The sequence below is a fragment of the Streptomyces sp. SAI-135 genome, from assembly GCF_029893805.1.
Lineage (GTDB): Bacteria > Actinomycetota > Actinomycetes > Streptomycetales > Streptomycetaceae > Streptomyces.
Genome location: NZ_JARXYP010000002.1, coordinates 8,073,675 through 8,099,249 on the forward strand (window position 1 = coordinate 8,073,675; position 25,575 = coordinate 8,099,249).

The 25,575-nt window shown below is 72.7% G+C and carries 23 protein-coding genes and 1 pseudogene; 12 read left to right on the forward strand and 12 right to left on the reverse strand.

Features of this window, described 5'->3' with window-relative positions; genetic code table 11:
- Positions 1 to 7 precede the first annotated feature (7 nt).
- The 6 genes from M2163_RS40960 to M2163_RS40985 all read right to left on the reverse strand — a co-directional run bounded on the left by M2163_RS40960 (position 8) and on the right by M2163_RS40985 (position 6,156).
- Positions 8 to 1,633, reverse strand: a complete 1,626-nt coding sequence (locus tag M2163_RS40960; protein ID WP_280896559.1) for an NAD(P)-binding protein — start codon at positions 1,631 to 1,633, stop codon at positions 8 to 10.
- Positions 1,630 to 2,640, reverse strand: a complete 1,011-nt coding sequence (locus M2163_RS40965) for a thiamine pyrophosphate-dependent enzyme (protein ID WP_280847803.1) — start codon at positions 2,638 to 2,640, stop codon at positions 1,630 to 1,632. Before M2163_RS40965 ends, M2163_RS40960 begins: the two co-directional genes overlap by 4 nt.
- Positions 2,637 to 3,878, reverse strand: coding sequence for a pyruvate ferredoxin oxidoreductase (porA, locus tag M2163_RS40970; protein WP_280896560.1), 1,242 nt, complete (start codon positions 3,876 to 3,878; stop codon positions 2,637 to 2,639). The genes M2163_RS40965 and porA overlap by 4 nt, the downstream gene beginning before the upstream one ends.
- Entirely contained in the window at positions 3,862 to 4,443 is a 582-nt protein-coding gene (locus M2163_RS40975) for a 2-oxoacid:acceptor oxidoreductase family protein (protein WP_280896561.1), read from the reverse strand. Before M2163_RS40975 ends, porA begins: the two co-directional genes overlap by 17 nt.
- A 105-nt stretch (positions 4,444 to 4,548) precedes the next feature.
- Positions 4,549 to 5,436 (reverse strand): universal stress protein, encoded by an 888-nt coding sequence (locus tag M2163_RS40980; RefSeq protein ID WP_280847800.1) that lies wholly within the window; start codon positions 5,434 to 5,436, stop codon positions 4,549 to 4,551.
- A gap of 27 nt (positions 5,437 to 5,463) precedes the next feature.
- A complete protein-coding gene (locus M2163_RS40985; protein WP_280847799.1) occupies positions 5,464 to 6,156 on the reverse strand; it encodes a DUF4389 domain-containing protein in 693 nt (230 codons plus the stop codon).
- Between the two features lie 414 nt (positions 6,157 to 6,570).
- Between M2163_RS40985 and M2163_RS40990 the strand changes: the two genes are divergently transcribed.
- The 3 genes from M2163_RS40990 (at position 6,571) to M2163_RS41000 (ending at position 8,506) form a co-directional block, all read left to right on the forward strand.
- The gene (locus M2163_RS40990) at positions 6,571 to 7,308 is read left to right on the forward strand and encodes a CBS domain-containing protein (protein ID WP_280896562.1); all 738 of its coding nucleotides are present in this window, start codon (positions 6,571 to 6,573) and stop codon (positions 7,306 to 7,308) included.
- A 16-nt stretch (positions 7,309 to 7,324) separates the two neighbouring features.
- The gene (locus M2163_RS40995) at positions 7,325 to 7,912 is read left to right on the forward strand and encodes a hypothetical protein (protein ID WP_280896563.1); all 588 of its coding nucleotides are present in this window, start codon (positions 7,325 to 7,327) and stop codon (positions 7,910 to 7,912) included.
- Between the two features lie 171 nt (positions 7,913 to 8,083).
- Entirely contained in the window at positions 8,084 to 8,506 is a 423-nt protein-coding gene (locus M2163_RS41000) for an Hsp20/alpha crystallin family protein (protein WP_280847796.1), read from the forward strand.
- A 75-nt stretch (positions 8,507 to 8,581) separates the two neighbouring features.
- Here M2163_RS41000 and M2163_RS41005 read toward each other — a convergent pair whose 3' ends face one another.
- Complete coding sequence (locus M2163_RS41005) at positions 8,582 to 9,052, reverse strand: OsmC family protein (protein ID WP_280847795.1); 471 nt, start codon at positions 9,050 to 9,052, stop codon at positions 8,582 to 8,584.
- 236 nt (positions 9,053 to 9,288) lie between these two features.
- Here M2163_RS41005 and M2163_RS41010 point away from each other — a divergent pair, with 236 nt between their 5' ends.
- Both M2163_RS41010 and M2163_RS41015 read left to right on the forward strand, forming a co-directional pair.
- Positions 9,289 to 10,725, forward strand: coding sequence for an MBL fold metallo-hydrolase (locus tag M2163_RS41010; RefSeq protein WP_280847794.1), 1,437 nt, complete (start codon positions 9,289 to 9,291; stop codon positions 10,723 to 10,725).
- A 152-nt stretch (positions 10,726 to 10,877) separates the two neighbouring features.
- Positions 10,878 to 11,075, forward strand: a complete 198-nt coding sequence (locus tag M2163_RS41015) for a hypothetical protein (protein ID WP_280847793.1) — start codon at positions 10,878 to 10,880, stop codon at positions 11,073 to 11,075.
- 280 nt (positions 11,076 to 11,355) lie between these two features.
- Here M2163_RS41015 and M2163_RS41020 read toward each other — a convergent pair whose 3' ends face one another.
- From M2163_RS41020 to M2163_RS41030, 3 genes are all read right to left on the reverse strand, one after another.
- The gene (locus M2163_RS41020; RefSeq protein WP_280896564.1) at positions 11,356 to 11,865 is read right to left on the reverse strand and encodes a universal stress protein; all 510 of its coding nucleotides are present in this window, start codon (positions 11,863 to 11,865) and stop codon (positions 11,356 to 11,358) included.
- 115 nt (positions 11,866 to 11,980) lie between these two features.
- Positions 11,981 to 12,202, reverse strand: coding sequence for a hypothetical protein (locus M2163_RS41025; protein ID WP_280896565.1), 222 nt, complete (start codon positions 12,200 to 12,202; stop codon positions 11,981 to 11,983).
- A gap of 34 nt (positions 12,203 to 12,236) precedes the next feature.
- Entirely contained in the window at positions 12,237 to 12,953 is a 717-nt protein-coding gene (locus M2163_RS41030; protein ID WP_280847790.1) for a CBS domain-containing protein, read from the reverse strand.
- Positions 12,954 to 13,185: 232 nt separating this feature from the next.
- On the opposite strand from M2163_RS41030, the gene M2163_RS41035 reads away from it, so the two are divergent.
- The 7 genes and pseudogenes from M2163_RS41035 to M2163_RS41065 all read left to right on the forward strand — a co-directional run bounded on the left by M2163_RS41035 (position 13,186) and on the right by M2163_RS41065 (position 22,278).
- Positions 13,186 to 14,061, forward strand: coding sequence for a universal stress protein (locus M2163_RS41035; protein WP_280847789.1), 876 nt, complete (start codon positions 13,186 to 13,188; stop codon positions 14,059 to 14,061).
- A 59-nt stretch (positions 14,062 to 14,120) separates the two neighbouring features.
- On the forward strand, positions 14,121 to 16,490 hold the full coding sequence (locus M2163_RS41040) for a glycosyl hydrolase family 65 protein (RefSeq protein WP_280847788.1): 2,370 nt from the start codon (positions 14,121 to 14,123) through the stop codon (positions 16,488 to 16,490).
- A gap of 111 nt (positions 16,491 to 16,601) precedes the next feature.
- Positions 16,602 to 17,483, forward strand: coding sequence for a universal stress protein (locus M2163_RS41045; protein ID WP_280896566.1), 882 nt, complete (start codon positions 16,602 to 16,604; stop codon positions 17,481 to 17,483).
- A gap of 145 nt (positions 17,484 to 17,628) precedes the next feature.
- Positions 17,629 to 19,092 carry an amino acid permease gene (locus tag M2163_RS41050; protein WP_280896567.1) on the forward strand — a complete coding sequence of 488 codons (1,464 nt, stop codon included), beginning with the start codon at positions 17,629 to 17,631 and terminating at the stop codon, positions 19,090 to 19,092.
- Between the two features lie 19 nt (positions 19,093 to 19,111).
- Positions 19,112 to 20,327 (forward strand): annotated as a pseudogene (locus M2163_RS41055) (arginine deiminase).
- Positions 20,328 to 20,346: 19 nt separating this feature from the next.
- A complete protein-coding gene (gene argF, locus M2163_RS41060) occupies positions 20,347 to 21,348 on the forward strand; it encodes an ornithine carbamoyltransferase (RefSeq protein ID WP_280896568.1) in 1,002 nt (333 codons plus the stop codon).
- 3 nt (positions 21,349 to 21,351) lie between these two features.
- Complete coding sequence (locus tag M2163_RS41065) at positions 21,352 to 22,278, forward strand: carbamate kinase (RefSeq protein WP_280847783.1); 927 nt, start codon at positions 21,352 to 21,354, stop codon at positions 22,276 to 22,278.
- A 54-nt stretch (positions 22,279 to 22,332) separates the two neighbouring features.
- On the opposite strand, the gene M2163_RS41070 is transcribed toward M2163_RS41065, so the two are convergent.
- Positions 22,333 to 24,654, reverse strand: coding sequence for a heavy metal translocating P-type ATPase (locus tag M2163_RS41070; RefSeq protein ID WP_280896569.1), 2,322 nt, complete (start codon positions 24,652 to 24,654; stop codon positions 22,333 to 22,335).
- 20 nt (positions 24,655 to 24,674) lie between these two features.
- Complete coding sequence (locus M2163_RS41075; protein ID WP_280847781.1) at positions 24,675 to 25,532, reverse strand: universal stress protein; 858 nt, start codon at positions 25,530 to 25,532, stop codon at positions 24,675 to 24,677.
- Between the last annotated feature and the right edge of the window lie 43 nt (positions 25,533 to 25,575).

Here is a 25,575-nt window from a genome sequence, read left to right on the forward strand (position 1 = left end):
CCCGCAGTCACTCCTCCGGCACCATCTCGATCGCCCCGCTCGGGCACTCCGCCGCGCACAGACCGCAGCCCTTGCAGTAGTCGAGATCGATGGCGAAGCCCTTGCCGGGCCCCAGCTTGGTGATGGCGTTGTCGGGGCACACGCCGTAGCAGTTGTCGCACTCGAAGCAGTTCCCGCACGACATGCAGCGCCGGGCCTCGAAGAGGGCGGTGGACTGGTCGAGCCCCTGGACCACCTCGTCGAACGTCGAGACCCGGCGGGCCAGCGAGAGCGTGGGCCGCACCGTCGCCGGGGCGTCGGAGTAGTACCAGGTGTTCAACCGGTCGAAGTCGGCCGGAGCGTGCCTGGGCGCGGGCTCGTAGGGCGTGCCCCGCAGGTACGCGTCGATGTGCCGTGCCGCCTTCTTGCCGTGTCCCACGGCCACCGTGACCGTGCGCTCGGCGGGCACCATGTCGCCGCCGGCGAAGACACCGTCGTGGCCCGTCATCAGCCCCTCGGCCACCCGTACCGTCCCGTGGTCGACGGAGAGGTCCGGTACGTCCTTCAGGAGGGACAGGTCGCAGTCCTGGCCGAGCGCGAGGACCACCGTGTCGGCGGCCAGCTCCTCGAACTCCCCCGTGGGCTGCGGGAATCCGGACTCGTCCAGCTCCATGCGCTCGATGGTGATCCGCCCGCCGTCGGCGTGCTTGATGGTCGACAGCCACTTCATCCGCACGCCCTCCTCCAAGGCCTCCTCCACCTCCATGTCGTGCGCCGGCATCCGGTCCCGGGTGCGCCGGTAGACCACGACGGCGTCGGTGGCGCCGAGCCTGCGGGCGGTGCGGGCCGCGTCCATGGCCGTGTTGCCGCCGCCGTAGACGGCCACCCGCCGGCCCAGCAGGGGGCCCTCCGTGCCCTCGACGCCGGCCAGCAGCGCCACCGCGTCGAGGATCCTCGCGCTGTCGCCCGCGGGGATGTAGGCGCGGCGGCCGATACCCGCGCCCACCGCCAGGAACACCGCGTCGAAACCGCCCTCGCGTTGCGCGGCCAGCACGTCGTCGACCCGTCGGCCGAGTTCCAGCGTGATCCCGAGGGCCAGGATGCGGTCGGTCTCGGCGTCCAGCACCTCGCGCGGCAGACGGTAGCGCGGGATGCCGTAGCGCATCATGCCGCCGGGCTTGTCCTGCGCCTCACGGACGGTCACCTCGTGCCCGAGCAGCCGCAGATGGTAGGCCGCGGACAGGCCGGCCGGACCGGAGCCGACGACCAGGACCCGTTTGCCGGAGGTCTCCCGTGGCGCCTCGACCGTCCAGCCGCGCCGGATCGCCTCGTCACCGAGGAAACGCTCGACCGCGTTGATGCCGACGGCGTCGTCCACCTGGACCCGGTTGCAGGCCGTCTCGCAGGGGTGGTAGCAGACCCGGCCCATCACGGCGGGCAGCGGGTTGTCGCGCATCAGCTGCCGCCACGCGGACTCGTAGTCGCCGCTCTCCGCGTGGAACAGCCACTGCTGGACGTTCTCCCCGGCCGGGCACGCCTGGTTGCACGGCGGCAGCCGGTCGACGTAGGCAGGACGCTCGGTCCGCCAGGCCCCGGTGCGGTTGGCCAGGCTGGAGCCCACGTCCAGGGTGATGGCGAACGGCTTCTCCTTCATGACGACGCCTCCTTGTGCGCCAGCAGCCCGAAGCGGGCGATGTTGCGGTCGGCGGCCCGCTGGAGGCGGGCGATGACATCGGTGCGGACCTCGGGCTCGAACAGGTGCGCGTACCGCTTCTGCGGCCGCAGGTAGTCCTCCACCGGGACCCGCCTGCGGAGGGGCGTCACGTCGGTGACCTCACCGTCGCGCGCCTCGAACACCGGGAACAGGCCGCTCTGTTCGGCCAGCCGGGCGATGCGGACCGTGTCACAGGACGCCGTGCCCCAGCCCAGGGGACAGGGCACCAGCACATGGAGGTACCGGGCGCCGCGCAGGCCCATCGCCCGGTGCACCTTGGCCTCCAGGTCACGCAGTCCCGCGACCGTGGCCGTGGCCACGTACGGGATCTCGTGCGCCATCGCGATCAGCGGCAGGCTCTTGCCCTGCCCGAACGGGGCGCCCGGGTCCTCGCCCACCGCCTGGGTGGTCGCCGTGCGCGCGGTCGGCGGAGTGGCACCGGAACGCTGTACGCCGGTGTTCATGTACGCCTCGTTGTCGTAACAGACGTAGAAGACGTCGTCGCCCCGCTCGAACATGCCGGACAGACAGCCCAGCCCGATGTCCACGGTGCCCCCGTCGCCGCCCTGCCCGACCACTCGGATGTCGGTACGGCCCTTGGCGCGCAGGGCCGCGGCGACGCCCGCGGCCACGGCCGGCGCGTTGCCGAACAGCGAGTGCAGCCACGGCAGTTGCCAGGAGGTCTCGGGATACGGGGTGGAGAACACCTCCAGGCAGCCGGTGGCGTTGACCGCGATCACCTTGCCGCCGGACGCCCGCTGGGCCGCGTCCAGCACGTACCGGGCGCCGAGTGCCTCGCCGCAGCCCTGACAGGCACGGTGGCCCGAGGTGAGCGCGTTGCAACGGCCCGGGTCGGCCTGGTCGGAGCGCAGCTCCGGTGCCAGCAGCCGGTTTCCGGCCGCGTGGCTGCCGACCTGGTAGAACTTCACCTGCTGTACGGCACTCATCGGTTGCTCCCCAGGTCGCGCAGGATGTTCTCCGCGGACGGGCCGGACCTCCTGGTGCGAGCCATCCGCGCCAGCTCCCGCTCCACCAGCTCCGTGTCGAGGTCCAGGAACTCCAGCTGCCCGAGACGTCCGGCGATCGCGTCGGTGAACAGCCGGTGCAGCGAGTCCTTGGTGATCGGCCGCCCGCCGAGTCCGGCGACGACCGTGTGCCCGTCGAGCCGGATTCCCGACAGCGCGGTGCGCACGTTCGCCGAGACGATCCCTCCGATGCCGACCGCGAGGGCGCGCTCGAGGACGACGACCCGCTGGGCGTTGCCGAGCACGGTCCGTACGGCCTCCAGGGGGAACGGCCGGAAGGAGGTGATCCCCAGCGCCCCGATCCGCACCCCGGCCTCACGCATCTCGTCGACGACGTCGCAGACCGTGCCGAGCACCGAGCCGAGGGCGACGACGATCGTGTCGGCGAACTCGCAACGGTAGGGGTGGATCAGCCCGCCGGAGTCCCGCCCGAACGCCTGCCGGAACTCGCGCGCGATGTCCGGGATCGCCTCCAGCGCCCGCATCTGCTTGGCATGGGCGAGGTAGCGCACCTCCGTGAACGCCTCCGGGCCGACCATCGCGCCGATCGAGACCGGCTCGTCGGGGTCGAGGACCTGGCGGGGTTCGTACGGCGGCAGGAAGGCGTCCACCTGTGCCTGCTCCGGGACCTCGATCCGCTCCCAGGCGTGCGTGAGCACGAAGCCGTCCATGCACACCATCACCGGCAGGGACAGTTCCTCGGCGAGCCGGAAGGCCTGCGGGTGCAGGTCGGCCGCCTCCTGGTTGTCGCGCGCGTACAGCTGGATCCAGCCGGAGTCGCGCTGGGACATGGTGTCGCTGTGGTCGTTCCAGATGTTGATGGGGGCGCCGATGGCCCGGTTGGCCACCGTCATCACGATCGGCAGGCCCAGGCCGGAGGCGTTGTAGAGCGCCTCCACCATGTACAGCAGGCCCTGGCTCGCGGTCGCCGTGTAGGTACGGGCGCCTGCCGCCGAGGCTCCGATGCACATCGACATCGCGGCGAACTCGGACTCGACGTTGACGTACTCGCAAGGGCCGAGCACGCCGGACTTCACCAGGCGGCTGAGCTCCTCCACGATGTGGGTCTGCGGAGAGATCGGATAGGCGGCGATCACTTCCGGCCGGCAGTACGCGACGGTCTCGGCGACCGCACGGGATCCCTCAGTCTGCTTCAGCATGGACGTGCTCCTCCCGCGCGTGCCTCACGTGCTCGTACGCCTCCCGGGCGGCGTCCGCATTGGCGGTGCCGAGCCTGCCCGGGAAGCGTTCCCCGACGGCTGCCACGAGCGAGTCGATCGCCACACAGCCGGTCAGCGCGGCGAGGCCGCCCAGCAGGACGGCGTTCGGCACCGGGCGCCCGAAGTGACGCAGGGCCAGCGCGGTCGCGGGCACGGTCAGCACACGGCCGGCCACCACGAACTCCGCCAGCCCCAATTCCTCAGCGGAAAGCGGTGAGTTGACGAGTACGGCACCTCTGGGGTGCAGTCCGTCGAAGACGTTCACCTGGTGCAGCAGCGTCGGGTCCTGGACCACCAGCGCGTCCGGGCACATCACCGGCTCCCGTACCCGGATCGGCCGGTCGTCGATGCGGCAGAACGCCATCACCGGCGCGCCCGTGCGCTCCGAGCCGAAGCTGGGGAAGGCCTGGGCGTACCGGCCCTCCACGAACGCTGCCACCGACAGCAACTCCGCGGCCGTGACGGCACCCTGTCCGCCGCGGCCATGGATGCGTACCTGGAACACGGCACTCTCCTTCCGGACGGCCTCTTTCCGTCGTACCGCCGAACCGCCCGGCTCCTCAGGGGCCGGACGGCCTCAGTGAGGGGCCGGACGGGGTGCGTTTCGCCGTCACTCGTGCGGCACGACGGCGACCGGGCAGCGGGCGTGGTGCAGGACCGCGTGGGTGATCGGCCCCGTGTGGGCGCCGAGCCTGCCCGGACGGATCCGGCGTCCGACGACCAGCAGACAGGCGTCGCTCGTGGCGTCCAGCACCCGCTGGGCGGGGCGCCCCTCCTCGGCCAGCGGCTGGAGCGCGACGGTGGGGTACTTCTCCCGCCACGGAGCGAGCACGGAGGCCAGTCTCCGTTCGGCGATCTTCCGTACCGCCTCGCGGGCCTTCGCCTCGGCCGCACCCGGCATGTACGGGAGCTGCCACGCGTACACCACCCGCAACGGCGCCGCGTACAGGGCGGCGCTGTCGAAGGCGAACGCGAGCAGTTCCTCGCAGCGCGCCGGATCGACGCCGACCACGACGGCACGCTCGGGGGTGCGGGCCGGGGACAGGCCGGCCGGATCCGGCAGGTGCTCGTCCTCAGGAGGCTGATCGGCTCGTACGAGGACCACGGGCCGTACCACGTGGGCCACGGTCGCCGACGCCACCGAACCGGCCATGAAGCCGCCGAAGCCGCTGAACGCGCGGCTGCCGAGGACCAGCAGTTCCGACTCCGCGCCCGCGTCGACGAGTGCGTCGGCCGCGGGCCGGGCGATCTGGTCGCCGCTCAGAGCCAGCTGCGGGTACCGCTCGTCGAGACGGTCCATGGCGCCGCGCAGGATCCGCCGCGCCCAGTAGCGGGGTGCCTCCAGTTCGGGAAGGTCGGCCGCGTCGGACGGCAGCCCCTCCCAGGCATGGATCAGGCGCAGCGGAAGTCCGCGCAGCAGGGCCTCCCGCGCCGCCCAGTCGGCGGCCGCGAGACTCTCACGTGAACCATCCAGACCAACGACGATGGGGCGAAGCACGGCCAACACCTCCCTGGTGGGTGTCCTTCACGGACTGTCCTGTGACTGCCTGCGGCTGTCCGGCGGCTCAGGTCCGGCCGGTTCCGTGCCTCCCATGTCCAGGCGGAACGGCGGGTACTCGTCCGTCATCAGGGCGACGTAGGCGGCGACCCGCAGCACCCAGCGGTTGAGGCCGAGCACCAGGTCGAAGATCTGCTTCGGGTACTTCTCGGTGAAGGCCAGGATCACCGCCGCGACGAGCGTCAGCACGGCGATCAGGCCGCCGTCCCACCAGCCCATGCGCAGGCCGCCCAGGAAGAACCCGATGACGATGTAGTGCGGAATGGCCAGCAACCACCACTTCACCAGCACCAGACCACGGGAGAGGTGCTCGGGGTAGGCCACGTCCAGCCGGGTCGGGTAGTCCGGTTCCTCCTTGAGGCTGAACGGCGGATAGCGGTCCGTGCCGAGGGCCCCGTACGAGTAGTACGCGACCCGCCAGCTCCAGCGCAGCACGCCGAGGTTGAAGTCGAACAGCGGGCGCGGGTAGCGGCCCGTGAACAGGATGGCGAAGAACGCGGCCACGCTCACGAAGGTGAAGCCGATCCAGAGGAAGAACAGCACCACGTAGTGGGGAATGACCAGGATCCACTTCACCAGCCACAGCCAGCGCGACAACGGTGCGTCGAGCACCGCTTCGACCCGGACCGGTCGGTCCGGTACTCCGGCAAGGGTCGTCATGGTCGATCAGCTCCTTCGCCCCGGGACGGGACACGCTGCATCAGTCCTACGACCAGCGTCGCCGCCGCACGCACCCGGCCGCGAGGGCCGTGCGGGCAGGCCGGGGGGTCCGACGGGCCCTTGCCGTACCGGCCTGTGCGGCGACCGGCACCAGGACCACCGGGCAGTGCGCGTGGTGGAGCAGGGCATGGGGCACCGGCTCCCTTTCTCGCGGGCGCCGCAGGGGCGCGAGATCCCGGGCCGTGGAGCGAGCCGGCGGAAAGTCCCGGCGGGCCTCGAAGGCCGGGTGGGGACCTTGACGGGGACCGGTCGGCCCATGCGCTTCCCGGGCCGGCGGCCCAGTCTGGAGTCAGGACGTCCTGCGCCCTGCCCGAGGGCGTGGCCGTCCGTGTCCCGGCAGCACCGGAGGCCACCATGCACGGCACCCCGCACACCGTCGCAGACGTGATGACCCACACCGTCGTCGCCCTGGTGCGCGACACGGTCTTCAAGGACATCGTCAAGGCCATGGGCCGGTGGCACGTGAGCGCCCTGCCCGTCGTCGACGGCGACCACCGGGTCCTGGGCGTGGTGTCCGAGGCGGACCTGCTGCCCAAGGAGGAGTTCCGCGAGGGAGACCCGGACCGGTACGCCCGGTTGCGCCGGCTCTCCGACCTGTCCAAGGCCGGGGCGCGGACCGCCGAGGACCTGATGACGGCCCCCGCCGTCACCGTCAGGGCCGACGCGACACTCGCCCAGGCGGCGCGGGCCATGGCGCGGGGCAAGGTCAAACGGCTGCCGGTGGTGGACGCCGACGGCGTCCTGGAGGGCATCGTGAGCCGCTCGGACCTGCTGAAGGTGTTCCTGCGGGACGACGAGGACATCGCCGGGGAGGTACGGGACCAGGTCGTCGCGTTTCTCTTCCCCGATCCCGTGGAGCCGATCCGGGTGACGGTGCGCGACGGCGTCGTGGCCTTGACCGGCCGGGTGCGGGACACCTCGATCGTGCCGGTCGCGGCCCGTCTGGTGCGGGCCGTGGAGGGAGTGGTGGACGTGGACTGCGCCCTGCTGGGCCCGCCCCGCAGGCCGGACCTCGACCCGGACCTTCCCGGCGCCACCCCGGCAGGCGGCGCGGACCGGGACCTTCCGGCCCCGTCGGACAGCCACCGGTGAGAGGAGGTGCCGACTCATGGCGAGGACGACGCGGGGGCGCATGAGGAGGAAGCTGCTGTGGCGGTGGCGGCGCAATCCGCTCCGGCGGCGCAGTGACAGGGTGGAGACCTGGATCGTCCTGGCCACCTGGATCGTGGCGCTGGCGGGCGGCTGGCTCGCGGGGCAAGCGGCGGGCGTGGCCATGGAGGACGGGCTCGCCGCCCGGCGAGCCGCACTGCACGCCGTATCGGCGACACTCATCGAGAACGCGGACGGAACCCCCGCGCTGACGGGGGACGGCGCCGGCGACACGGTGCGGGCGAAGGTGCGCTGGACGGCTCCGGACGGTTCCACCCGCACGGGAGTGGCCCGGGTCGGACTGGGCGGCACGACGGGTTCGGCGGTCACCGTGTGGATCGATCGCCGGGGCGACCTGGCGCGGACCCCGCTCACCCCGGCCGAGGCGCGGCTCCAGTCGGCGCTGACGGGTGTGCTGGTCGCGGCAGGCACCGGTGCCGTGGCCTTCGGATGCGGATGGCTGGCCCGGCTGCGGCTGGACCGGCGGCGGATGCGCGACTGGGAGTCGGAGTGGGCGCGCGTCGCGCCGAGCGGTGGAAGGACCTGACCGGTGCGGTGGAAGGACCTGACCGGTGAGGCGGAAGGCCATGACCTGTCATGCGGAAGAACAGGACCGTCCGAAAGGGCCGACCGGGTCCCTCGCGGGGCCGGTCGGCTCACGCGCGTACCCGTCCTCGCGCGTGACGCTTGAACCGTCACGAGCGAAGAGGAGGGTGACATGAGCGGCATGATCGAGCGGCTCACCGGCTGGCCGGCCCTGCCCGACCTGTTCGGCTGGGTCGAGACCGGCCTTCCCGTGGCGCACACGGCGCCGGGGACGCACGGTATCCGGATCGAGGAGCGGTTGACGGACGGCACGTACGTCCTGCGGGCGGAGCTGCCGGGCGTCGACCCTGCCAAGGACGTCGAGATCACTGTCACGGAAGGGGTTCTCATCCTGCGGGCGGAGCGGACCGAGGAGGTCGAGGACAAGCACCACACCGAGTTCCGCTACGGCACCTTCACCCGATCCGTCCGGCTGCCGGCCGGTGCCAAGGGTGACGACGCCACGGCGGACTACAAGGACGGCGTGCTGACCGTCACGGTTCCGGTCCCGGAGACGAAGGCGGGGACCAAAACCATTCCCGTGCGGCAGGGCTGAGCGCCCCGACGCGGTGAACGGCGTGAGCGGGTGTGCGGCCGGACAGCTGTCCGGCCGCACACCCGCTCACGCCGTTCACATGGCGTCACCCGTCGCGGGATCCAGGTCGAGGACGACCGCCGGCGGCTGCCGCAGCGTGTTGTGCACGGTGCAGTGCGAGGCGACGGCCAGCAGGGCCGCGTGACGCTGTGCGGACAACGCGGGCGGAGGAGTCAGCGTGATGCGGAGCGCGCCGACGCGGGCCGGCGAGTCGGTGGCCATGGTGAACTCCGCGCGCACCCGCAGCCCGCGGCGGGACAGGTGGTGCCGGTCGAGGTAGCGGCCCGCGTAGAAGGCGACGCAGGTGGCCAGGGACGCGGCGAACATCTCGACCGGGGTGGGCGCGACATCCGTGCCGCCTGCCTCCACGGGCTGGTCGACGAGCAGCCGGTGTCCGCGGATGTCGACGTCGTACGCGTCCCCGTTGGCGTGCGCGACCTCGATCAGGTGCACGTCCGGTGCGTACGGCTCCCTCGTGGAGACGGTCTCTGCTGCGGTGTGCGTCATGGCGGGGCCTCCCTCGGCCTCGGCTGCCTGTGCTTCCAGTGGAGCGCGCGTGGGTCCGCGGGGTCATGGGCCGGACAGAGCACGCCGGATGGCCGTTCGGTCCCTCATCCGTGTCCACAGCCGACCGTGCTCGGGCCCGGTCGGCCCATCCTCAGGGCCTGTGCGAGGCCGCACGCTGGAGACGCAGGCAGCGGGGGAGAGGCGAACGAGGGCGCGCACCGAAGGAGCCGTGTGTCATGACCACTGTGGTATCGGGACCGGCCGGTCCGGCAACAACCTCGTCCCGGCCCGCCCTGCTGACGTTCCTCGGCGGCGTGGGCACCGTGACGGGCAGCAAGTTCCTGGTCGAGAGCGACCACGCCCGTGTCCTGGTCGACTGCGGTCTCTTCCAGGGCATCGCGGAGCTGCGCAGGCGCAACTGGCGCGGACTGCCCTGTGACGCCGCGGACATCGAGACGGTCGTGGTCACCCACGCCCACCTGGACCACTGCGGCTACCTGCCCCGGCTGGTGCGGCACGGTTTCCGGGGCCGGATCGTGACGACGGAGTACACCGCGCGGCTCATGGAGATCGTGCTGCGCGACAGCGCCAGACTGCAGACGGAGACGGCCCGGCACGCCAACGAGCACGGCTGGTCCAAACACCGCCCCGCGCAACCGCTGTACGACGACTCGGACGTCGACCGCACCCTGAAGCTCGTCGACGCCGTGCCGCCCCGTACGACCGCCGGCATCGCCACCGGGACCAGCCTCAGCCTGCACCCCGCCGGGCACATCCTCGGATCGTCCTGGGCCCGGCTCACCCTGGAGGACGGCCGCACCCTGGCCGTCAGTGGCGACCTCGGCCGCCCGGGCCACCCGCTGCTGCTCCCGCCCGAGCCGTTCTCCGGAGCCGACGTCCTGCTCATGGAGTCGACCTACGGCAACCGGCGCCACGAGGAGCAGGCCGGCCGGACCCACTTCGCCGACGTGCTGACCCGGACTCTCGCCCGGGGCGGCACCGTCGTCATCCCGGCGTTCGCACTCGACCGCACCGAGATCCTCCTGCACGAACTCGCCGGACTGCGCCGCGAGGGCAGGCTCCCGGCGGCGGTGCCGGTCTACGTCGACAGCCCGATGGCCCTGGCCGCCCTCGACGTCTACCGTGACGCGATTGCCGCCCGGGCCCCCGAACTGCGCCCCGAGGTCGCGGTCGCGGGTACCGCCGCTCTGAGTCCCGAGCCGTTCCGCGCCGTACGCTCGATCGACGAGTCCGTCGAACTCAGCCGCTCGGGCGGACCGGCCGTCATCGTGTCGGCGTCCGGCATGGCCACCGGCGGGCGGGTGCTGCACCATCTGCGGCGCCTGCTGCCCGATCCGCGCAACGCCGTCGTCGTGGTGGGCTTCGCCGCCCAGGGCACCCGGGCACGGGATCTCGTCGACGGCGCCAAGGTGATCAAGATGTTCGGCGAGTACGTCCCGGTCCGCGCTCTCGTCGCCGACGTGCCGCACTTCTCCGCACACGCCGACGCCGCGCAGATCATCGACTGGCTCCGGGGCGCCCCCGCCCCGCACGCCACCTACCTGGTGCACGGCGAGCCGGAGGCGGCCGCCGCACTGCGCGACCGTATCGACCGGACGCTGGGCTGGACCGCGGCGGTGCCGCGCTCGGGGGAGCGGGTCCTGGTGCGGTGACCCGTCCCACGGCTCCGCCTCCCACCGCCGGCCCGGTACAAGGGCCGCTGTGGCCCCGGATGCGGGCCGGTCGCCTCATGCGCCGACGGCGGCGGCGGAGTGGACTGGAGGCACGAGGGGAACGACGCCGATTCCGAGAGGGGGAGAGGACCGTGGGTACCAGTCTCACGCCGGAGTTCTGGGAGAGGTTCGTGCTCCTGCTGTTCGCGTCGATGGGTGTGACCGTCGTCCTCACCGCACTCTTCGACGCACTCGCGCTGCGCGTCGCACGTCGCCGGGCGCAGACGCCCCCCGCTCCGGCGCCGCCTCGGCCCGTGGAAGCGGACCGGCGTGCGCGCGTGAGCCATTGAGCAACCCGTCGGCCGCCGGCCCGCGAAAGGGCGACGACCGACGGGCCCGGCCCTTCGGCGGTGGCCTGATCCGCCGGTCGGCTACACGACGACCTCATACGGTCCGACGGCCCGCAGAGCAGACGCCGCCCGGCACCGCCCCCGCACCGGCGCCGCCTCGGCCCGTGGAAGCGGATCGGCGTGCGCGCGTGAGCCATTGAGCAACCCGTCGGCCGCCGGCCCGCGAAAGGCCACCGCCGACGGGCCCGGCCCTTCGGCGGTCGCCTGATCCGCCGGTCGGCTACACGACGACCTCATACGGTCCGACGGCCCGCAGAGCCGGCACGGGCCGCTCGGAGACCGGCACCGGCACCGCCACCACGGGGACCGGGGAACCCCGAAGGCACTCACGGCCCACGGAGCTGACCGCCGGCCGCGGCCCGTCCTGGACGGGACGGCTGAGGCCCAGGGCCAGCAGAAGGGCACCGCGCGACTGCTGGAGCAGGACACGCGCAGCCGGGCCCTCGACCAGGACGGCACGCACCGCGGGATCGACCCGGGGGCCGACGGTCTCCCGGACGGCGGCGGCGAGGACTTCGGCCGCACGCTCCCGCTGAGCCGCCTGCTGGGCGCGGTCACGCACGCGGGCGTAGGGGGCGAGGGCCGGCGCCGGGTCCCAGGCGTGCACGGCCACGACCTCCGCTCCGAGTCGGCGCGCCGCCTCGGTCGCCCAGCGCAGCGCCGCCCGGGACGCCTCGGAACCGTCGACACCCACCACGATGCGGTCGCCGCCGTCGGCGTGTTCGGTCATGGCCGCCTCCCGGATCCGTTTCTGCTTCCACGGTGCTGCGGGGCGGCCGTCAGCGACCCGGGCCGACCGGCACGGTGTTCGTGCCGGTCGGCCCCTGGTGCGTGCCGTCACCCGGTCATGTCCGGTAGTGACGGTGATCCTCGCCGTCTCCGATGAAGTGCTTCTCGATGACGACCTCGTGCTCACCGGGCCGCCGGACCACGCCCGGCGTCGACATGAACGCGATCAGACCCAGGACGCCGACCGCCATCAGGACGAAGCCGACGATGAACGAGCTGTACCCGAACACCAGGCCGGCGCCCACCACGGCCGCGCCCATCAGCAGGAGAGGAACCATGACTGTCTCCGATCGTCCGTGTGACCGGCAAGGGTCACAACTTGCGCAGCCAGTTGTCGGCCACGCCGTGCAGGGCCTGTTCGGCCGGCTGGAGCCGCGCGTCGTCGAGCCGGTACGTGAGGCGGTCGACCACGCCCACGACCCCGTCCACCCGCCCGGTGGTGCGCAGGGCGATGGACTTCTCGCTGCGGCGTTCCAGCTCCCCCGCGAGGGTCACCACACCATTGCGAACGGAGACAGTGACGTTCTGCGGAGCCAGCCACAGGGTGTTGAGGAGCACCTCCTGCTGCACCGCGCGGCGGATCTCCTCGTCGCTGCGCAGGAAGACCTCCAGGAGATCGCGGCGGGTGACGATGCCGACGAGCCGGTCCTCCTCGTCCACCACGGGCAGCCGTTCGACGCGGCGGTGGGCCATGAGCCGGGCGGCCTCGGGAATCGTGTCGTCGGCCCGCACGGTGACGGCCGGTGCCGACATGAGTCCGCCGGCGGTCCGGGCCCGGCTCTTCGCCGCGGTTCTGCGGCTGCCACGGCGCAGACGCCCCCGCCACGGACGGGTGCGGGTGCCCATGGCCTGCCGGAGCATCAGGTCCGTCTCCGAGATCACCCCGAGGACCTTGTCGTCCTCGTCGACGACCGGCACCCCACTGATGCGGTGGTCGCCCAGCACCCGGGCGACTTGCTTGAACGGGGTGTCGCAGGTGACGGCGACGACGTCCCCGACCATCACGGAGCCGATCTTCGTGGCTTTCATGGCTGGTCCTCCTTCACTGCCTTCGCTTTCAGCGTCGAGCCGGACCCCGTACCTGCCCAGGGGCTGAGCGGGCCGGTCACCGGGCCGAGTGGCCCTCGCCGGCACGGGTCGTTCCCCGCTGTCCCGCGCGGGGGCCGAACGGCCCCTGGCGAAGACCGGCCATCGGAGCGACCGTGAAGGTGGAGCCCCGTGCCGCACGCCCCGTGCGGTCCGACGAAAGGTGGTGGGGACGGTGGAGCTGCCCCTGATCGTGGGAGTCGACGGATCGGACTCGAGCCTGGTCGCGCTCGACTGGGCGGTGGACGAGGCGGCCCGCCAGGGCCTGCCGCTGAGGCTGGTGTACGCATCGCTGTGGGAGCGCTACGAGGATGTCGCACCCTCCGCGGGCCTCGACCGTCCGACCGAACAGGTGATGGCGGAGAACATCGTGGGGACCGCGGCGGAGCGCGCCCAGCGGCGCAACCCCGACGTGAAGGTGTCCGCGGAAGTGGTTCCCGAGGAGGCGGTGGACGCGCTTCTTCGCGAAGGTCACAACGCTTCCGCGCTGGTGACGGGTTCGCGGGGACGCGGCGAGCTGAAGGGCCTGCTGCTCGGTTCGGTCGGTCTGGCCGTGGCGGCCCGGGCGCACTGCCCGGTGATCGTGGTCCGGGGTGACAAGGCCGGCGTGGCGGGAACGCACGAACGGATCGTGCTCGGCGCGGGCGATCCCGCGTCCGGCGGTGAGGCCGTGCGCTTCGCCTTCCGCGAGGCCGAGACGCGCGGCGCCGTTCTCGACGTCGTACGCTCCTGGCGCTGCCCCGCGCACGAGGGCGCCGACGAGCCCCGGCTGGCCGAGGACCCGGCGCACCTGCACGAGGAGCGGGCGTCCGCGCAGCTCGACGCCCTGCTGTACGACGCGGTGGCCGACCACCCGGGGGTCCGGGTACGCCGCAGCACCGTCGAGGGTGCGGCGCGCAAGGTGCTGCTGAACCGCTCCGCCGCCGCGGACCTGGTGATCGTCGGAGCGCGTCGGCGGACCGGTCACTTCGGTCTGCAACTGGGCCGGGTGGCCCATACGTTGCTGCACCACGCGCAGTGCCCGGTGGCGATCGTGCCCCAGCGGGTGTGAACGTGCGTCGGCCCGGTTGAGCAGGCTCCCGGGGAACTGCTGGTGTGAGGAGGGTCGACGTGACGGGCTGGACCTGGGAGTACGAGGGTTACGTTCCCGCGGACGAGCGGCTGCGGGAGTCGCTGTGCACCTTGGGCAACGGCCGCTTCGCCACCCGGGGAGCGCTTCCCGAGTGCGCCGCGGACGAGGTCCACCACCCGGGGACGTACGTCGCGGGCTGTTACAACCGGCTCACCTCCGAGGTGTCCGGCCGCCAGGTCGAGAACGAGGACATGGTCAACGTGCCCGACTGGCTGTCCCTGCGGTTCCGCCTCCCCGGCGGGCAGTGGCTGACACCCGACAACGCCACCGTCCTCGATCACCGCACGGACCTGCACCTGGACTCCGGACTGCTGGAGCGGCGCACGCGGTACGGGCTCGGCGAGGGCCGGGAGCTGGAGGTGCGTCAGCAGCGTCTGGTGCACATGGCGGACCCTCATCTTGCCGCCCTGCGCACCGAGTTCACGGCCCATGGATTCTCGGGCGTGCTGGAGGTCGAGGCGGCGCTCGACGGCGGCGTCACGAACTCCGGTGTGGCCCGCTACCGCGACCTCGACGGCCGTCATCTCACCCATGTGCAGGCCGGTACGGCCACCGGGGACACGGTGTGGCTGCGCTGCCGCACCCGCACCTCGGACATCCGGATCGGCATGGCGGCCCGGCTGACCGCCGGGGCCGAGGTGACGCCCGGACACGACGAGCTGCGTGCCGTCCAGTGCCTGCGCCCGGAGCTGTCGGCGGGCCGTACGGTCACCGTCGACAAGACGGTGGCCCTGCACACCTCGCGCGACCCGGCCATCAGCGATCCGCTGTACGCCGCCGTCGAGCGGGTCGGACGGGCACCCGGCTTCGAGGAGCTCCTCGAATCGCACCTGACGGCGTGGGACCAGCTGTGGCGCCGCGCCGACCTCGACGTCCCCGGGGAGTCGGGCCGCATCCTGCGCCTGCACCTGTTCCACGTGCTCCAGACGCTGTCCCCGCACACCGCGGACCTCGACGTCGGGGTGCCGGCGCGTGGACTGCACGGCGAGGCCTATCGCGGGCACGTCTTCTGGGACGAGCTGTTCGTCCTGCCCTATCTGAACCTGCACTTCCCCGAGGTCTCCCGGGCCCTGCTGCGTTACCGTCACCGCCGCCTGGAACGGGCCTGCACCGCCGCCCGGGCGGTGGGCCGCCGCGGGGCGATGTACCCGTGGCAGAGCGGCAGCGACGGACGCGAGGAGACCCAGCAGCTGCACCTCAACCCCCGTTCCGGACGCTGGCTGCCGGACCACTCGCACCTCCAGCACCATGTCGGCTCGGCGATCGCGTACAACGTGTGGCAGTACTGCCAGGCCAGCGGTGACACGGAGTTCCTGCACACCAAGGGCGCCGAGATGCTGCTGCAGATCGCGCGCTTCTGGGCCGACTCCGCCGTCTGGGACGCGGGCCTCGGGCGCCACCGGATCAGGGGCGTGGTGGGGCCCGACGAGTACCACGAGGCCTACCCCGGAGCTCCTGGCCCCGGCCTCGACGACAACACGTACACCAACGTCACCGCCGCCTGGGTGCTCGCCCGCACGCTGGAGCTGATGGAGAACCTGCCCGAGCCGCGCCGCCGGGAACTCGTCGAACGCACGGGACTGGACGGCGGCGAGCTGGAGCAGTGGGAGGACGTCTCCCGCACCCTGCACGTGCCCTTCCACAGCGGTGTCATCAGCCAGTTCGACGGCTACGGCGACCTCGTCGAACTCGACTGGGAGCGCTACCGGGAGAAGTACGGCGACATCCGGCGCCTGGACCGGATCCTGGAGGCGGAGGGCGACACCGTCAACCGGTACCAGGCGTCCAAGCAGGCCGACGTGCTGATGCTCGGCTACCTCTTCTCACCCGGTGAACTCCGGGGCCTGTTCCAGCGCCTGGGATACCGCCTGGACGACGACACCTGGCACCGCACCGTCGACCACTACCTGCACCGCACCAGCCACGGCTCGACGCTCAGCGGGCTGGTCCACGGCTGGATCCTGGCCCGGGCCCGGCGCGCCGAGGCGTGGAAGTTCTGCCAGGAGGCACTCCAGGGCGACATCGCCGACGTCCAGGGCGGCACCACCGGGGAGGGCATCCACCTCGGCGCCATGGCCGGCACCCTCGACCTCGTCCAGCGTGGCCTGACGGGGCTGGAGACCCGCCAGGGCGCCCTGTGGCTGGACCCGGTGCCGCTGCCCGAGCTGTCGTCCTACGGCTTCGCCCTGCGCTACCAGGGCCACTGGGGCGTACGGCTGCGCCTGGAACACGGCCGGCTGGAGATCGCCGTACCGTCGTCCGACCGCTCACCCATCGACGTACAACTGCCGGACCGCGCGGTCTGCGTGCGGCCGGGGGAGACGGTCCGCCTGCTGCTGACCGACTGAACACCGGGGCCGGACGGCCCCGCGCACAGCCCTGATGGCCCCTCCTCGGCCGCCCGGCGGGACGCCACGCTGGGCGTGAGAAGCAGTGGGAGTGAGGGTGAGGTGTACGTCATGCTCGCGTCGGTGATCGCAGGAGTGGACGGATCGGCCGAGAGCCTGGCCGCGGCCGAATGGGCCGCCCGTGAGGCGCAGCGCCGGGGCCGGAAGCTGCGGCTGGTGCACGCCTGGCAACGAGGCCCGGGTGCCGGCCGGGAGGCGTCGGCGGGCGCGGTGCAGCGCCACTTGGCGCGACGGGTCCTGCGGCAGGCGGAGGACCGGGTCCGTGCGACGAGCCCCGGCACGCGCCTCGACGACGAGCCGGCACAGGGCCCGGCCACCGAGGTGCTGCTGCGCGCCGCCGAGCAGGCGGACCTGCTGGTGCTGGGCTCGCGCGGGCTGAGCGGCTTCACCGGATTCCTCGTGGGATCCGTGGCGTTGGGCGTGATCGCGAAGGCCGAACGCCCCGTGGTGCTCGTCCGGGCCGGGGAGGAGGCCGCTGACGAACACCTGCCTGCGGCGGACGGCAGCGCGTCCACGCGCACCGGTTGTCGCGACGTGGTGCTCGGCGTCGATGTCGCCGACGTGTGCGACGAGGTGATCGGGTTCGCCTTCGAGGAGGCCAGGCTGCGCGGCACCCGGCTGCGGGCGGTGTATGCCCGGCAGGCCGGTGCTCCGCTGGGCACGGGACCGCGCGAGGCCTCCGCGGACCCGTCGCGCGAACTCCTCGACGACAGGCTGCGGGCGTGGGAGGAGAAGTACCCCGACGTCGAGGTCCTGACGACCGTCGCCACCGGAAGGGCTCAGTCCGTGCTGGTGCGCGCCGCCTCCGGTGCTTCCCTTCTCGTCGTGGGCCACCGGCTCACCGAGCGGCCCGTGGGGCCCCGTACCGGTCCCGTCACCCACGCCGTCGTCCACCACGTGGACTGCCCGGTGGCCGTGGTCCCGCACTCCTGAGGACACATCCGGGCCGGGCGGGCACCCCGCGCCGGGACCAATGGCCCGGGTGCGGGACCTGTGGCCGCTCACCCGGCCGGACGTGGCGGAGAAGGATCGAAGCAGGAGGGAGACCTCAGCGGCTTCGAGCAGAGGGAGTACAGCCATGTCCAGGTCGGCGAGGGGCGGGGCAAGGCCCGCTCCCGGAGCGCAACTCGGCCTGTCCGCCGCGTCCGCGCTGGTCATCGGCAGCATCATCGGTACCGGAGTCTTCGCCCTGCCGTCGGCGCTCGCACCCTACGGGCCCATCGCCCTCGTGGCGTTCGGCGCCGTCACCCTCGGCGCACTCGCCCTGGCCGTGACGTTCGGGTCGCTGTCCCGGCGTGTCCCGGCGAGCGGCGGCCCGTACGTGTACGCCCGCGAGGCCTTCGGCGAGTTCACCGGGTTCCTCAACGCGTGGTCGTACTGGATCACCGCCTGGGCCGGGAACGCGGCGATCGCGGTGGCCTGGGTCGGCTACGTCGAGGTCTTCCTCAACACCGGCCACAGGACCGGGTTCTCGATCCTCATCGCGCTCGTCGGGCTGTGGATCCCGGCCGCGGTCAACCTCAGCGGAGTGCGCAACACCGGCGCCTTCCAGCTGATCACCACGGTGCTGAAGTTCGTCCCGCTGGTCCTGATGGCCACCCTCGGTCTGCTGTTCATCGACCCGGACAACTTCGGCGCCTTCAACGCCAGTGACCAGTCGGCGCTCGGCGCGATCTCGGCCGCCGGGGCCATCGCCCTGTTCAGCTACCTCGGCCTGGAGGCCGCCTCCGTGGTCGCCGGCCGGGTCCGCGATCCCGAGCGCAATGTGCCGCGCGCCACCGTCTACGGCACCCTCGCCTGTGCCGTCATCTACCTCCTCGGCACCCTCGCGGTCTTCGGCACCGTCTCGCACGGCGAACTCGGCGCCTCCACCGCCCCGTTCACCGACGCCGCCAACAACATCGTCGGCGGCACCTGGGCGGGTGACGCCGTCGCCGCGGCCGCCGTCGTCTCCGGCATCGGCGCCCTGAACGGCTGGACCATGCTGTGCGCGGAGATGCCGTACGCCGCCGCCCGCGACGGGCTCTTCCCCGAGGCCTTCGCCCGGCTGCGCGGCACGAGCGGTGTCCCGGCCTTCGGCATCGTCGCCTCGACCGTACTGGCCTCGCTGATCACCGTGTTCAGTTACACCCGCTTCGAGGACGTCTTCACGCGCATCGTGCTGCTGAGCGTGCTCACCGCCGTGATCCCGTACCTGTTCTCCGCCGCCGCCCAGCTGTACTGGCTGCTGGCCCGGGGCCGGGACAACCTGAGCCCGCGCCGCCTCGCCCGGGACGGGACCGTCGCCGCACTCGCCATGGCCTTCTCCTACTGGTCGATCCAGGGCAGCGGCTACCAGACCGTCTACTACGGCCTGTTCGTGCTGCTGCTCGGCCTGCCGGTCTACGTCTGGCTCAAGCGGGACCGCGGCGAGTACGGCACCGGGACGTCCGCCGCGCCGGGGGCCCCGCGGGCCCGGGCGCCCGAGACACCACCGTCGGCCCTCCCGCGGATCCCGCGGGCCCGCCGCCCCCGCGGGTCCTTCCTCCGCCACCACGACTGAGCCGTCCGGAAGGATTGTCATGAACCGCTTCCACGTGGACTCCGAAGTCGGCCGGCTCCACCAGGTGATCCTGCACCGACCCGGACTCGAACTGTCCCGGCTGACCCCCCGCAACGTCGATGCGCTCCTCTTCGACGACATCCTGTGGGCCAGGCGGGCCCGCGAGGAGCACGACGCCTTCGCACAGGTGCTGCGCGATCACGGGGTCCGGGTGCACTACTTCGCCGACCTGCTGGCGCAGACCCTGGACGTCCCCCACGCCCGGGAGTGGTTGCTGGAGCGGATCGTCACCCCGGCCACCGTCGGCCCGGCGCTGATCGATCCCGTCCGGCAGCTCTGCGCGGAGCTGGACGGAGAGACCCTCGCGCAGTATCTGATCGGCGGAATCCTCAAGAGCGACCTGAGGATCACCAGCCCCCACAGCCTGGTGTGGAGCGCGCTCGACACCGAGGACTTCGCGCTCACCCCTCTGCCCAACCATCTCTTCCCGCGAGACAACTCCTGCTGGGTGTACGACCGGCTGTCGGTCAACCCGATGGCCCTGCCGGCCCCGGCGGCGCGAGAGCCTGCACGCCCAGGCCGTGTACCGCTTCCACCCCATGTTCGCGGCCACCGCTCCGGCACCGCTGCTGGAGGGCCCGGTCGGCACCCTGGAGGGCGGGGACGTCCATGTCCTGGGCAACGGCGCCGTCATGGTCGGCATGGGGGAACGGACCACCGCCCAGGCCGTGGAGAACCTGGCGTCCCGGCTCTTCGCCACGGGCACGGCATCCCGGCTGATCGCGGTCCAACTCCCGTCGACACGCGCGTACATGCACCTCGACACCGTGGTGACCATGGTCGACCGGGACGCGTTCACCATCTACCCGGGCCTCGCCGACACCCTGCGCTCCTGGACGCTCACCCCCAGCACCTCCCTCGCCACCGGCTTCGACGTCCAACCCGACTTCGACCTGGCCACCGCACTGGCCGAGGCCCTGGACCTGGACAAGGTGCGCATGCTCTCGGCGTCCCAGGACCTCCGCGGCGCCGAGCGAGAACAGTGGGACGACGGCAGCAACTTCCTGGCCGTCGCCCCGGGAGTGATCGTCGGCTACGAGCGCAACGTCACCACCAACACCCATCTGCGCAAGCAGGGCATCGAGATCGTCACCGTCGCCGGCGCCGAACTCGGCCGCGGCCGTGGCGGACCGCGCTGCATGAGCTGCCCGATCGAGCGCGACGCGGTCGCCTGACCGAGCGGAGGGGACCACCATGACCGTCGACCTGCGAGGCCGCTCCTACCTGAGCGAACTCGACTTCACCGCCCGCGAGATCCACCATCTCCTCGACCTCGCCGCCCGCCTCAAGGCCGACCGGCGGGCCGGCACCGAACGGGCCCGCCTCACCGGCCGGCACCTCGCGCTGATCTTCGAGAAGACCTCCACGCGTACCCGCTGCGCCTTCGAGCGGGCCGCGGCCGACCAGGGCGCCACCACCACCTACCTGGGCCCGGGCGACACCCACATCGGGGTCAAGGAGTCCATCGCCGACACCGCCCGCGTCCTCGGCCGGATGTTCGACGCGATCGAGTACCGCGGCTCCGCCCACACGCTCGTCACCGAACTCGCCGCCCACGCCGGGGTGCCCGTCTACAACGGCCTGACCGACGCCGCGCACCCCACCCAGAGCCTGTGCGACGTGCTCACCATGCGCGAGCACAGCCCCAAGCCGCTGTCGGACATCGCCTACTGCTACCTCGGCGACGCCCGCAACAACATGGGCAACTCCCTCCTCGCGATGGGCGCCCTGCTCGGCATGGACGTGCGCATCGGCGCGCCGCCCCGGCTGTGGCCCGAGGCCGCGCTGCTCGCCCACTGCCGTGCCCTCGCCGAGAACAGCGGAGCCCGGATCACCGTCACCGAGGACGTCGAGACCGCCGTCCGGGGCGCCGACTTCCTGCACACCGACGTCTGGGTGTCGATGGGCGAACCCGCCGAGGCCTGGGGCGAACGCATAGAACTGCTGCTGCCGTACCAGGTCAACGACAAGACGCTCGCGCTCACCGGCAACCCCGGCGTCAGGTTCATGCACTGCCTGCCCGCCCTGCACGACTGCGGCACCCGCCTCGGCCGGGACGTACTGCACAACTACGGCCTGGACGCGCTCGAGGTCACCGACGCCGTCTTCTCCTCACCCGCCTCCCTCGTCTTCGACCAGGCGGAGAACCGACTGCACACCATCAAGGCCGTTCTCGTCGCCACCCTGGAGGACTGAACCATGCGCATCGTCGTCGCCCTCGGCGGCAACGCCCTGCTCCGCCGCGGCGAACGCCCCGACGCGGACGTCCAGACCGCCAACATCGACCGGGTGGCCACGGCGGTCGCCGCCCTCGCCATCGACCACGAGGTCGTCCTCACCCACGGCAACGGCCCCCAGATCGGACTGCTCGCGGTGGAGAGCGCCACCGACCCGGCCCTCAGCGCCCCCTACCCGCTGGACCTGCTGGGCGCGCAGACCCAGGGCATGATCGGCTCGCTGCTGCTGCGTGCCCTGTACGACACGCTGCCCGGGCACCGGATCGCCGCGCTCGTCACCCACACCCTGGTCCGGGCCGGCGACCCCGCCTTCCTGCGGCCCACGAAGTTCGTGGGACAGACCTACTCACGGGAGGCGGCCGGCCGGCTGGCCCGCAGGCACGGCTGGCGGGTCGCCGAGGACACCACCGGCTGGCGCCGGGTCGTGGCCTCCCCGGCTCCGGTCGGCGTCGTGGAGACGGACACGATCCACGAACTGCTCTCCGGCGGCACGCTCGTCATCTGCGCCGGCGGCGGAGGCGTACCCGTGGTCGCCGACCCCGACACCGGTGCCCTCACCGGCGTGGAGGCCGTCGTCGACAAGGACCTCACGGCCGCCCTCCTCGCAGAGGACCTCAAGGCCGACTTCCTCCTCGTGCTCACCGACGTCCCCCACGTCTACGCCGACTACGGCACCCCGCGCCAGCACCCCCTGCACGACGCCACCCCCACCACCCTGCGCCACGGCCACTTCGCCGCCGGCTCGATGGGCCCCAAGACCGAGGCCGCCGCCCGCTTCGTGGAACGCACCGGCGGCCTCGCCGCGATCGGCTCCCTGGACGCCGCGTACGAAATGCTGCACGGCCGGGCGGGCACCCTGGTCCGCCCGGATCTGCCGGTCGTCGGATGAGCGGAACCGTCGGATGCGCCCGGGGTGCCGGTGGCCGGTGTGGCCGGCACCACCTCATGGCGCGAGCGAGAAGTAGTTCTCCTCCTCCTGCGTGAAGTGCAGGCGCAGCACGGTGTGCAGCCCGTACAGACAGGCGCGCAGGTCGTCGAGCTGCTCCGGGGCGAGCGTGCCGTCCGGCCCGGAGAGCGTGAGGTGGGTGGCGACCCGGCGGGCCAGGCGGTCGATCTCGGCGTGGGCGCGGCTCATCGTGGCGGTCGCCTCGGGACCGCCGAGGGCCGGGGCGAGCGCGGGATACAGCTGGTGCTCCTCGGCGTACTCGTGCGGCAGCAGTCGTTCGGTGAGCAGCCGGTGCACCTCGGCCACCGCGGCGAGGGACGTCGGTCCGGCGCCGTCGGAAAGCCGGTCGGCGGCGTCCCGTACGGCGTCGAGGACGTCCCGCAGGTCGTCGTGCTCCGCCGCGAAACGGTGGATGAGCGCTTCCGTGGCCGGCGCCAGCGGGGGCCGGCCCTCCCTGTCGTCGCGCAGCACGCGCAACGCGTTCAGGATCACCGCGACGTCGATGCCCTCCTGAAGCAGCGCACCCAGGGCGGGCGTCAGCAGTCCGCACGCGGCCGCAGCCATGGCGGCCAGCGACAGCGCCATACCGCCGAGCGCGCTCTGCACCGCGATGCGCCGGGACCGTACGGCGATGGCGACGGCGTCGGCCAGGCGGTCCACCCGGTCGGTGGTCAGCACGACATCGGCGGCCTCGGAGGAGGCTGTGGCACCTCGCGCGCCCATCGCCACGCCGATGTCCGCGGCCGCGAGGGCGGGGGCGTCGTTGACGCCGTCGCCGATCATCACGGTGACCGCGCGCTCGCGTTCCGCGCGTACCGCGGCGACCTTGCCGGCCGGAGTGAGGCCGGCGCGCACGCCGTCCAGACCGAGAACGGCTCCGACCTCACGCGCGGGCTCACGACGGTCCCCGGTGAGCATCACCAGCCGGTCGATGCCCGCCGCACGCAGCCGGCGCAGTGTACGCGACGCGTCCGCGCGCAGCGGATCGCGCAGCAGGACGGCACCGACGGGCACGCCGTCCACCGTCAGCCACGCGACGGAAGCCCCGTCGAGCAGGGCCCGGTTGTCCACCGAGCGGGCCCAGACCGGCAGTTCGGCGCCTTCGGTAAGACGGCCGACGGCCATCCGGCGCCCGGCGACGGTCCCGACGGCACCGCGCCCCGGTTCCTCGGACACGTCCGTCGGCGCGGACAGCCGCAGTCCGCGCCGACGGGCCTCCTCCACGACGGCCCGGGCCAGGACGTGCGGGGAGTACTGGTCGAGGGAGGCCGCCAGCCGCAGTACCTGGGCCGACTGCCAGCCGGGCGCGGCCGCCACGTCGAGGACGCGGGGACGGCCGCCGGTGAGGGTGCCCGTCTTGTCGAGCATCAGGGTCCGGGCGCGGCCGAGGTTCTCCAGCGCCCCACCGTCACGTACCACCACCCCGAGCCGGGAGGCCCGTGACAGACCGGAGACGACGGCGACCGGAGCCACCAGGAGCAGCGGACAGGGGGTGGCGACCACCAGGACCGCCACCGCCCGTACGGCGGAACCACTGATCAACCAGGCCAGGCCCGCGGCCGCGACCGACAGCGGCAGGAACCAGGCCGCGTACCGGTCGGCCAGCCGGACCACGGGCGCCGACTCCGCGCCCGCCTCCCGGGCCAGCCGCACGATCCCGGCGTAGGTGCTGTCCTGCTCGCGCGCGGTGGCGCGCAGCTCGAAGGCGCCGCCCGCGTTGACCACCCCGCTGCTCACCGGCTCGCCCTGGGCGCGCCGAACACCGAGGGACTCACCGGTGAGCGCGGACTCGTCCAGGACGGCCGCCTCTGCTGCCACCCGGCCGTCCACGGGCACCACTTCTCCCGGTCCGACGACCAGCAGATCACCGACGGCGACCTCGGCGGACGGCACCGTGCGCACACCGTCGCCGGTCAGCAGCCGGGCGGTGCGCGGCGCGCGCTCCAGCAGCGCGCGCAGATCGCGCGAGGCGCGCCGCTGCGCCGCCGACTCGAGGCTGCGGCCGGTCGCGAGCATCAGCGCGATGAGCGCTCCGGCCAGGTACTCGCGCACGGCGAGGGTGCCGCCCAGCGCCAGCACCGCGATCAGGTCGACGCCCGCGCGGCCGCGCCGCAGTGCGTCCAGCACCCAGCCGACGGCCGGGACGACGGCGACGGCCGTGCCGAGGCCCCAGCACAGATCGGCCGCTCCGGTGGCACCGGCGAGCCGGAAGACGCCACCCGCGGCGAGCGCGACCGCCGTGACGGCGAGCAGGCTCGGCTCGAGCCCCGGTGACGAGAACAGCCGGCGCAGCGGACTCCTCGCAACGGCACGGGCCATGACGGTCCCCTCGGACGGGCTCAGTCGTGCGGGACGACGGCGACGGGACACGACACGTGGTGCAGGGCCGCGTGCGCGACCGGGCCGAGCTTCCACGAGAGGGGAGACGGATGACGCTGCCGGCCCACCACGGTGAGCGCGCTGTGCGCCGAGGCCGCCAGCAGAACCTGTGCCGCGGTTCCCCTGCTCACCTCGTAGGTGACGGCGACAGCGGGGAACTTCTCCCGCCACGGCGCCACGGCGGCGGCCAGACGGGCCTGTTCGTCCACCTCGTAACCCTCGTCCTGGTGCGTGCCACGGGGGTGGGTCACCAGGGACGACAGCGGCAGTGCCCGCACCGCGCGCACCCGCTGCCCGCGCGCCTCGGCCGCGGTGAAGGCGAACTCCAGCAGCGGATCCGAGACCGCTCCGGCCTCCTGCACCCCTACGACGATCTCGTACCGGTCGGTCCGGTCGTCGGAGCCGTTCGCACGCACCGTCACCGCGGGACACCGGGCGAGGCCCAGGACGTGCAGGCTGACGGAGCCGAGCAGGAAGCTCGCCACCGAGCCGTGGCCGCGGGAACCGAGCACGAGCATGGCGGCGCTGTCGCCGAGGTCCACGAGGGCCTTCGAGGCGGGGGCCGACACCAGTTCGGTGGTCAGCTTCAGGTCGGCGTGACGGTGCAGCAGTTCCGCCTCCATGCGGTGCAGGACCTGACTGCCGTAGCGCTGTTTGCTGAGGGCCTCCTGAGGGATGGGCACATTGAGCGGCTGAGTGGTCCAGGAGTGCACCAGCAGAACGGGCAGCCGCCGTTCCATGGCCGCCCGGGCAGCCCACCAGGTGGCGGTGACACTCGCGGGGGAGCCGTCGAGTCCGACGACGACGGGTCCGGTCATGGCACACCTCCGGAGCTCGGCGCGACACAAGGCTGTCGCGCAT

What these genes read in the sequence shown, in the direction of transcription:
- M2163_RS40960 (WP_280896559.1), bottom strand. Translation starts at nt 1,633, where the DNA reads ATGAAGGAGAAGCCGTTCGCCATCACCCTGGACGTGGGCTCCAGCCTG.
- M2163_RS40965 (WP_280847803.1), bottom strand. Translation starts at nt 2,640, where the DNA reads ATGAGTGCCGTACAGCAGGTGAAGTTCTACCAGGTCGGCAGCCACGCG.
- porA (WP_280896560.1), bottom strand. Translation starts at nt 3,878, where the DNA reads ATGCTGAAGCAGACTGAGGGATCCCGTGCGGTCGCCGAGACCGTCGCG.
- M2163_RS40985 (WP_280847799.1), bottom strand. Translation starts at nt 6,156, where the DNA reads ATGACGACCCTTGCCGGAGTACCGGACCGACCGGTCCGGGTCGAAGCG.
- M2163_RS40990 (WP_280896562.1), top strand. Translation starts at nt 6,571, where the DNA reads ATGCACGGCACCCCGCACACCGTCGCAGACGTGATGACCCACACCGTC.
- M2163_RS40995 (WP_280896563.1), top strand. Translation starts at nt 7,325, where the DNA reads ATGGCGAGGACGACGCGGGGGCGCATGAGGAGGAAGCTGCTGTGGCGG.
- M2163_RS41000 (WP_280847796.1), top strand. Translation starts at nt 8,084, where the DNA reads ATGAGCGGCATGATCGAGCGGCTCACCGGCTGGCCGGCCCTGCCCGAC.
- M2163_RS41005 (WP_280847795.1), bottom strand. Translation starts at nt 9,052, where the DNA reads ATGACGCACACCGCAGCAGAGACCGTCTCCACGAGGGAGCCGTACGCA.
- M2163_RS41010 (WP_280847794.1), top strand. Translation starts at nt 9,289, where the DNA reads ATGACCACTGTGGTATCGGGACCGGCCGGTCCGGCAACAACCTCGTCC.
- M2163_RS41020 (WP_280896564.1), bottom strand. Translation starts at nt 11,865, where the DNA reads ATGACCGAACACGCCGACGGCGGCGACCGCATCGTGGTGGGTGTCGAC.
- M2163_RS41025 (WP_280896565.1), bottom strand. Translation starts at nt 12,202, where the DNA reads ATGGTTCCTCTCCTGCTGATGGGCGCGGCCGTGGTGGGCGCCGGCCTG.
- M2163_RS41030 (WP_280847790.1), bottom strand. Translation starts at nt 12,953, where the DNA reads ATGAAAGCCACGAAGATCGGCTCCGTGATGGTCGGGGACGTCGTCGCC.
- M2163_RS41045 (WP_280896566.1), top strand. Translation starts at nt 16,602, where the DNA reads ATGCTCGCGTCGGTGATCGCAGGAGTGGACGGATCGGCCGAGAGCCTG.
- M2163_RS41050 (WP_280896567.1), top strand. Translation starts at nt 17,629, where the DNA reads ATGTCCAGGTCGGCGAGGGGCGGGGCAAGGCCCGCTCCCGGAGCGCAA.
- argF (WP_280896568.1), top strand. Translation starts at nt 20,347, where the DNA reads ATGACCGTCGACCTGCGAGGCCGCTCCTACCTGAGCGAACTCGACTTC.
- M2163_RS41065 (WP_280847783.1), top strand. Translation starts at nt 21,352, where the DNA reads ATGCGCATCGTCGTCGCCCTCGGCGGCAACGCCCTGCTCCGCCGCGGC.
- M2163_RS41070 (WP_280896569.1), bottom strand. Translation starts at nt 24,654, where the DNA reads ATGGCCCGTGCCGTTGCGAGGAGTCCGCTGCGCCGGCTGTTCTCGTCA.
- M2163_RS41075 (WP_280847781.1), bottom strand. Translation starts at nt 25,532, where the DNA reads ATGACCGGACCCGTCGTCGTCGGACTCGACGGCTCCCCCGCGAGTGTC.